This window comes from Paenisporosarcina sp. P4_D4 (genome assembly GCF_056401835.1).
Genome location: NZ_JBFUIO010000092.1, coordinates 1 through 8755, shown reverse-complemented (window position 1 = coordinate 8755; position 8755 = coordinate 1). Strand labels below are relative to the sequence as shown.

Genomic DNA, 8755 nt, shown 5'->3' with positions numbered 1-8755 from the left:
ATGAAAAGTTCTGGGAGCATAATTATGAAACACTTCAGTCCTACGCTCCGGAACAGTTTGGTCATATTGCAGTTGAAGATTTCCTGGCAGCAATCAATGAATCAAAATCTTCGCTTATTCGAATTGAAGCGGATGAGTTAACATATCCATTGCATATCATGATTCGCTATGAAATTGAAAAAGGTCTCTTCAATGGAGACATGAAAGTAGAAGATCTGCCTCAAATCTGGAACGATAAATACGAAGAGTATTTGGGGGTTAAACCTTCCAATGATGGAGAAGGAATTTTGCAGGATGTGCACTGGGCTGGAGGTGCCTTCGGTTATTTCCCGTCTTACGCACTCGGCTATATGTATGCATCTCAATTAAAAGCAGCGATGTTGAAAGATTTGCCTAACTTCGATGAATTATGTGCTAATGGTGATTTGGAACCAGTGAAAAACTGGCTGACAGATAAAGTACACCGTCACGGCAGTATGAAAAAGCCATTGGAAATTCTAACAGAAGCTACTGGCGAAGGGTTGAACGCAACATATCTTGCTGAGTATTTGGAGGAAAAGTATTCTCGTTTATATAAATTGAATTCATAATATCGGAGGATTGCTATGGGGGGACGCACATGAAGAGAATTGCAATTATTTCAGATATTCATGGAAATATGCCTGCCCTGGAATCGGTTTTTGAGGATATTCAACTTCATACGGAATTATCGAGCATGTTGGAAACAGTGTCAGTGTTCAACTTGTACGGGTACCATATGATAAGCAAGCGGTATTACAAAAAGCAAAAGATCTCGGGATGCCGAACATAGATGTTTATGAAGCAGAGATTTTGGATTGCATATATAGAGGTCAACAAAAGAAAGAAGCTCAGGCAACATGAGCTTCTTTTTTTGTTGGCTTTGATAAGGGAATTATAGAGATAAAAGTGGGAAAATCAGTTGCAACCAACCCCGACTTTCCACCAATATCGTTACTAGTTAATATGAGATGAGAGTTTGACAAGGTGACATTTTATATTACTTTTTTTGTTTTAGACGAGTATACTAGCATAATTTTTAAAATAAATAAATTTCCAATTATTGTTAAGTTGGTTCTTTTGACATAGATGAAAATGAAAGTTTTATAAAAATATAGTTTTGAAGGGGGAGTAGTTTACCTTTAATAAGAAATTCAAAAATTTGTTAAAGCAGTAGGATAAACTTGAAAATTTAGCCATTTATTTAACTGTAAAATGGAAATTCAAAGGGTTTTATATAGCGCAAAAGTCTCGTGTAATGAAAACTCATAAGAACATACAAATTTCCCAATTATGCAAGCAATTAGTCTATATTACTTATTTTATGGGTTTTTTATACATAGAGTCGAGATTGGGAAATAATATCTATACGTCAAAACTCAATCCTAGCATGGGGAAATAGAATTTTATTGATCTCGTATTAAATCATGTTTTGTATCATTATACCTAATTTTAAATAGGTACTAAATATCAATTATGAAAACGATGAATTTTAGCGACAAATTATGACAAAAAAACGGCTTTCTTTCTTTTATAGTTTGATTAACAACTAGAGATTCACGATCGACACCACTGATACTGTTTGCCTACATGATTAGGGAAAGGGGGCCATGGGTGTTTTTATTTGGTCATTTTTGTGGGAATGTAAAATGCAATCCGCTTTACGAAAGGCAAGAAAGGTAGATTAAAAGGGAGGAAAGAAGATGACGAAGAAAAATAGTTCTAAAAAGTCTTTCAACATTGCTGTTTCTTTACTCATGACATTGTCTCTAATCGCACCTGGAGTCGCGAGTGCCGCATCAACTAGTAAACTGCACCAGTCGCTTAATAATTCGAACGTGAATACAATCGAAAAAGTGAGCAAACGATTGCTGTCGGATTTTAAAGAAGATGAGAAAGTTACCTTCTTAATAAAATTCAAAGAAAAAGCGGATGCGCAAAAAGTGGTAGAAGAGGCTAGGAAAAGTTCTCAAAAAGCGAAATTATCTTCTAAAAAATCATTAATGGTCCAGCGTTCTGCATTAGTGTCTGAGCTAAAAGCGACTTCCCTTCAAGAGCAGCAAGATGTAAAACATTATCTTGAACAAGAAGCTGCTAAAGGTAATGTTGAAGATATCCACTCGTATTATATTGTAAACGGGATGGCTGTTACAGCAACGAAAGAAGTAGCAGAAAAAGTAGCTTCTTTTGCGGAAGTTGAAAAAGTGCTGCCGAATGAAATGCGACAGCTTTTCACAACAAAAACGAAAGAAGCTGTGGCGCCTGAATCTGAAGTTGCCAATATTGAATGGAATGTTCAACGTGTTAAAGCGCCAGACGTATGGGCGATGGGAATTGATGGAGCAGGAACGGTTGTAGCGAGCATTGATACGGGGGTTCAATGGGATCATCCAGCATTAAAAGAAAAATACCGTGGTTACAATTCTTCAACAGGTCAAACAGATCATGACTTTAACTGGTTTGACGCTACAGCTGGACAAGCTACACCTTATGATGATCATGGTCATGGTACTCACGTGACTGGAACAATGGTAGGTAGTGAAACAAACGGTTCCAACCAGGTTGGAGTAGCTCCTGGTGCTAAATTCATTTCTGTAAAAGCTTTTACTCCAAATGGTGGTACAGATGCGGATTTATTAGAAGCTGCACAATGGATTTTAGCACCAACAGATTCTGAAGGAAATGCCCGTGTTGATATGGCTCCAGATGTTGTAAACAACTCTTGGGGTGGTGGTCCAGGTCTTGACGAATGGTATCGTGATGTAGTCAACAACTGGCGTGCAGCAGAAATTTTCCCTGAATTTTCAGCAGGAAACACAACGCCAACAAATCCAGGTGGTCCGGGTTCTGTTGCATCACCTGCAAACTATCCTGAATCATTTGCAACAGGTGCAACTGATATTAACAACATAGTAGGTAATTTCTCTTTACGAGGACCTTCTCCTTATGCTGAAATCAAACCAGATATCTCAGCTCCAGGAGTAAATATCCGTTCTTCTGTACCCGGTGGTGGTTATGAAGGCGGCTGGAATGGAACATCAATGGCTGGACCAGCTATATCCGGGGTCGCGGCATTGTTGCGCCAAGTAAACGCTAACTTAACCGTTGATGAAATGGAGCAAATTTTACTTGAAACAGCAATCCCATTAACTGACTCACAATATCCACAAACACCGAATCACGGGTATGGATATGGTTTAGTTAATGCGTATGAAGCGGTGTCTTCAATCATGAACGGTATTGGAAAAATTGGTGGACAAGTTACGAAACAAGGTGAAGATGAGGAAGCACCAGTCTTTGAACATAGTTCTCCTATAGAAACGTATGAAGGTATGGATCTGGACTTGGCTGTTACAGTAACAGATAACATCAGCGTTTCATCAGTTAAATTAAGTTATTTAGATAGAAACAATGAATGGCAAACTATGGCGGCTTCACGAATTTCTGGTGACTACAAAGTTGGTGAATACGCTGTTACGATTCCTGGAAATTCAGTAACAGGGGAATCATTCACTTATAAATGGATCATCAATGATTTCGGAAACAACGTTGTCAATAGTGAAGAATATTTGGTTGAAGTGAAACCGGGTATTACTGTTGGTTACTTCCAAGATTTTGAAACTGCTGCAATTGGCTGGAGTTCATTTGGTGAAATGAACAGCTGGGAGTGGGGAGTTCCAACTTCTGGACCTGGAAATGCCGCGTCTGGTGAAAAAGTATATGCAACAAATTTAGAAGGTAAGTATGACAGTAACATGAACGCAACACTTGTTCTCCCTCCAGTTGATCTGCCAGAAGGTAATTCGTATCTGCAGTTCAAACACTGGTATAGTTTTGAAAAAGGTTCTCTTGGAACAGCATATGATTACGGTCATGTGTTTGTTTCAACAGATAGACAAGAGTGGACACAATTAAAAATGTTCCAAGGAGAATCAGGAGCATGGTTAGATGGCGAAGTAGACTTGTCAGCGTATAGTGGTCAACGTGTTTACTTGGCATTCCACGCATTCTCTGATAGCAGTGTTGTGAGAGACGGTTGGTATATCGATGATGTTGCTTTAACCGATATTGCCCAAACTGAGAACGTTTCAAAAAATAATAAAGGCAACATTGGACTAGACTTTATCAAAGTTGATGATAAAGAAGCAATGAAAGAAGCGATTGATCCAACAAAAATCAGACCTTCAATGCCTGTAAAAGAAGAATTGCCAAAATCAGAGGCACCAATTCATCCGACTTTATTGCCTATTGGTGCACAAGTCAGTGTGCTTGAATCAGGACGTTCAGTATATACAAATCCTGCAGATGGCACATATTCAATGACGCATGTTCCTGGTACATTCACAATGAAAGCGGAAGCTTATGGATACCACACAAATCAACAGACGGTGACAATCGAAGCTGACGCAACAGCACAAGCGGATTTCACTTTGGATGAAATTGCACAAAACACGGTAAGCGGAACAATTACTGACGAATCGACAGGAGAAGGAATCGAAGGCGCAACACTTCTACTGGTTGAAGATGCCAATATCACTCCTGTTAAAACAGATGCATCAGGAAACTACAGCATCAAAGCTTACGAAGGAAATTATACACTTAAGGTAATTGCACGTGGCTACCATAGTAAAGAAGCATCCGTTACAATCGGTGCAAACGCACTTGAATTAAGTCTTGCACTTGATCCGTTCTACACATATCCAGGTGGTGAAATTGGTTATGATGATGGAACAGCTGAAAATGCACACGCATTCAATGCAGCGGGTAATGCTTGGGCAGTGAAAATGTCTCTTCCTGAAGGGAAAGAAAATGGCATTGTTACTGATGGCGTATTCCGTTTCTGGGACACTGAGTGGCCAGTACCAGGTGGAACAGCATTTGCAGTGGAAGTTTGGGATGCTACTGGTCCTGATGGAACACCAGGTAAAAAACTCACAGAATCAATTAATGCAACAGCATTACGCAACGGTCAATGGACGGTAGTAGACTTATCTGAACATAACATCGTTGTAAATGGTGACTTCTACATGGTTTACAGACAAACAGTTGCGAATCCAAACACACCAGGACTTGCTGCTGATGAAGATGGAACAAACGCGGAAAGAAGTTACCAATCTGTTTCAGGTACATGGACAGCTTCCCCTGCAGAGGAAGGAAACTATATGATCCGTGCTCGTGTAAGTTATGAAGTAAGTGCACCTGTCATTACTTCGCCAACTTCTGATTTAGCAACGAATAAGTCAGCTATTACTATTGAAGGCAGTGCATCACCTACAACAACAATTCAACTTAAAAATAATGGTGGAGTTGCAGGTTCTGTAGTAGTAGGAAATGATGGTAAATTTGCCATTCAAACCGAATTGACAGAAGGATTGAATGTATTTACAGCGACTTCATCTCTTGATGGTAAAGTAACGGGCGAATCTGCTCCGGTATCTGTTATCTTGGACACAGTGAAACCAAATCTAACAATCGACAGCCCGAAAAACGGAGATAAAACAAATCGGGAATCGGTTACAGTAGAAGGTAGTGTCGCAGATGCCAACCTTGATTGGGTGAAAGTAAACGGTCAAATTGCAGCAGTCGTAAACGGAAAATATTCAAAACGTATACTTTTGGATACTGGTGCAAATGAAATTACTGTTGTAGCAAGAGATAAAGCAAACAACAGCATGTCGAAAACAGTGACAGTACATGCAAAATATGTTTCACCTGTCATTACAAACTTAAAACCAGACCAAGATCTCAATCTTAAAACTGGCAAGACTGTCAAAATCGAATTTGATAGTGAACCTGGATTAAGATCAACTTTTGTAATCCATATGCCACTAACAAATATGGGCGGACAACTTCAAAACGCTACAGAATTGCCAATGACAGAGCAAGCGAACGGCCATTATGTTGGCTATTATACAGTTCCAAAAGGTACAGTAGCTAATGGTGCGGTAATCGAAGTAAAAGCAGTCGATAGCTTCAATAACGAAACACGCCAGACGGCAAAAGGTAAACTGTATCTGAACGTTAAAGGTAACAGTAATAAATAGAGTTCTATGAGAAAGATACCAAAGAGAAGATTACCTTCTCTTTGGTATTTTTTTGCCTTAATTGATTTTGGGTATCAATTTTGAATTAAATGCACACCAAGAATAACACGATAAGTCATCACGTCTTGATCATCCTACCTATTAATTAGTCATGTTTGTTAATATGAAAAAAAAAGTTATCAATAATTTTCAACATTTTTATCCATACTATCTGTTGAGGTGAATCAATTGTATAAACTTTTGTCGCACAACGATTTAGATGGAGTTGGGTGTGGGATTCTCGCGAAACTTGCTTTTGGCAAGCAGGTGAATGTCAGATATAATTCGGTATCAAGTCTGGATCGAGAAGTAGGTTGGTTTTTGGAGAATGATGACAAAAACACGCTATTATTCATAACTGACCTTTCTGTAAATAAAGAGAATGAACAAAAGCTGAATGATTTTTATCAAACTACTGGAAATGTCCAACTTATCGATCATCATAAAACATCGCTTCACTTCAATGAATATGAGTGGGGACATGTTCTGGTTGAAGATGAACAAGGAAAATTAACTTCTGCAACTTCTTTATTTCATCATTACCTTGTGTCTCAACAATTATTGGAGAACAGGGAAGCCATTTCAGAGTTTGTTGAGCTTGTCAGACAGTATGATACATGGGAATGGGAGAAAAATGAAAACTTTGAAGCGCAACGATTGAATGCGCTCTTTTATTTAATTTCAATAGAAGAATTCGAAGAAAAAATGATTGAACGGCTTAGAATTATCGATCATTTCGATTTTGACGATTTTGAAAAGAAACTACTGGACATGGAAGAAAATAAGATCGAACGCTATATAAGACGCAAGAAAAAAGAAATCGTACAAGCACAGGTTGGAGAGCATTTGGTTGGTATTGTTTATGCAGAATCATATCATTCAGAACTCGGAAATGACTTGGGCAAAGTATATCCACATCTCGATTATATCGTGATTTTAAATATGGGTGGAAAGAGAGTGGGGTTTCGAACAGTGCATGACCATGTTGATGTATCAGAAGTTGCGGGAAGATACGGTGGTGGTGGGCACGCCAAAGCATCCGGTAGTTCATTAACTGATTCAGCATACAAGCAGTTTGTGACGGATACGTTTCAGTTAGAACCAGTTCGTGAAGATGCACAGCGAAATCGATATAACCTGAAAAAATCATCATTCGGATCTCTTTATAAAAATATTATGGAAGAAACATTCTTTATTCATGCAATTAGTGATCAAGAATGGAAAATTGATCATAATAACCATATATTAGACCAGAAATTTACAAGCTTTGATGAAGTAGAAAATCACTTAAAAAGAAATCATTCGGCATGGTTAGTAAGAGATGACACGTTTGTGGCTTATTTAATGCATCATGTAAAAAGCGGTAAGAAAAATGAATAGAAGGAAGTACTATTAATTTCAAGGCTCTCGGGGCATCCTACAAGCGTAGAGAATATCAAGGAGGTTTAATCATTATGGGATTGAGCAAAGAAATCCAGGATTTAAAGGACCATCGTAGCGGTGATCGTAATGTATTGAGTGTTTATTTGAATACAAATCCAGGCGATCCTGACCAATTAAATGGAGCATGGAAAATACATTTGAAAAATGGCTTAAAAGAAATTGATAAGAGTCTAAATGCTTCTGAAAAAGATACTGAGCTTAAGTACTTTAAGGAAACCAAGAAAAAAGTGATGGATGAAATTGAACAAAACAAAGATGATTTGCACAAAGGGGCTGTTATATTTGCCTCGGAAAATCCACCTTTATGGTCCGTTCATTATGTTCAAGTGCCAGTAAAATCAGGTTTCCATTGGGAAGATCATCCTATGGTTGAACAATTTGAATATATGTACAAAGCTTATCCAGAAGCAGGAATAATTTTGCCGAGTTTTGGTGAAGTCCGTGTTTTGGATACTTCGATGGGATTTGTTAAAGAAGATATGGTATATATTTTCGACCCGAAACTTGAATATTGGGGTCAGGATAAAGATATGGATCCAACTGGACCTCATAAAATTGGGGRCAGTAAAGTTGATTTTATCGAGTCCCGACTAAAAGAAAATTTGCACAGATTTTATAAAGGGATGGCAGCAAATGTTAAAAAATTGAAGAAAGAGCGAGGCTGGAAAGAAGTCCATGTTATTGGTGAAACGGAATTGGCGATTGCGTTCGCAGAAACCTTAAGTGAAAAACCGAACAGCTGTATATATAAAAACTTGAATAACAGCAAACCACATATAATCATTAACCAAGTTTTGGAGAAATAAAAGCCATAAAATTGCATGAAAGCCTTCCTGATGACGTTGGGAGGGTTTTTTCATTGCATATCGAGAACGAATATTAATTTCAAAATTAATTTCAATAATATTCCGAAAACATTTCGTGGTCTTAGAAATAGAAACCTAGAGGAAAGAATGTAAATCCCTTACAGCTTGTTGACAAAAGAATAATAATTAATATAAAAGTATGATTTTTTGCACTCTATCGAAAAACATTATTGTCGGCTATTTCTTTCGCTTTCCGAGGAGACTAGCTTATTTCGTTTTCCGCAGGAGTCTTCAGAAATAGCCGACCATCTTTCCACTTAAATATTTTGCAGTGACACGCTTACAGAAGCAATTTCTTTTGATTGGAGTGGAGGCGGTGGAAAACAACTGCTCCTGCGGTTACTC

The 8755-nt window shown here is 38.1% G+C and carries 4 protein-coding genes and 1 pseudogene; all 5 read left to right on the top strand.

Annotated elements, in window-relative coordinates; genetic code table 11:
* A pseudogene (locus AC1DSL_RS14300) lies at positions 1-590 on the top strand (carboxypeptidase M32); the annotation flags it as partial.
* A 29-nt stretch (positions 591-619) separates the two neighbouring features.
* Positions 620-811 (top strand): hypothetical protein, encoded by a 192-nt coding sequence (locus AC1DSL_RS14295; protein ID WP_477532675.1) that lies wholly within the window; start codon positions 620-622, stop codon positions 809-811.
* A gap of 910 nt (positions 812-1721) precedes the next feature.
* The gene (locus AC1DSL_RS14290) at positions 1722-6062 is read left to right on the top strand and encodes a S8 family serine peptidase (RefSeq protein WP_477532674.1); all 4341 of its coding nucleotides are present in this window, start codon (positions 1722-1724) and stop codon (positions 6060-6062) included.
* Between the two features lie 228 nt (positions 6063-6290).
* On the top strand, positions 6291-7481 hold the full coding sequence (locus AC1DSL_RS14285) for a DHH family phosphoesterase (RefSeq protein ID WP_477532673.1): 1191 nt from the start codon (positions 6291-6293) through the stop codon (positions 7479-7481).
* Positions 7482-7555: 74 nt separating this feature from the next.
* Complete coding sequence (locus AC1DSL_RS14280) at positions 7556-8350, top strand: VLRF1 family aeRF1-type release factor (protein ID WP_477532672.1); 795 nt, start codon at positions 7556-7558, stop codon at positions 8348-8350.
* The last annotated feature ends 405 nt before the right edge of the window (positions 8351-8755 follow it).

Coding starts and splice junctions, on each gene's coding strand:
- AC1DSL_RS14295 (WP_477532675.1), top strand. CDS start 620: ATGAAGAGAATTGCAATTATTTCAGATATTCATGGAAATATGCCTGCC.
- AC1DSL_RS14290 (WP_477532674.1), top strand. CDS start 1,722: ATGACGAAGAAAAATAGTTCTAAAAAGTCTTTCAACATTGCTGTTTCT.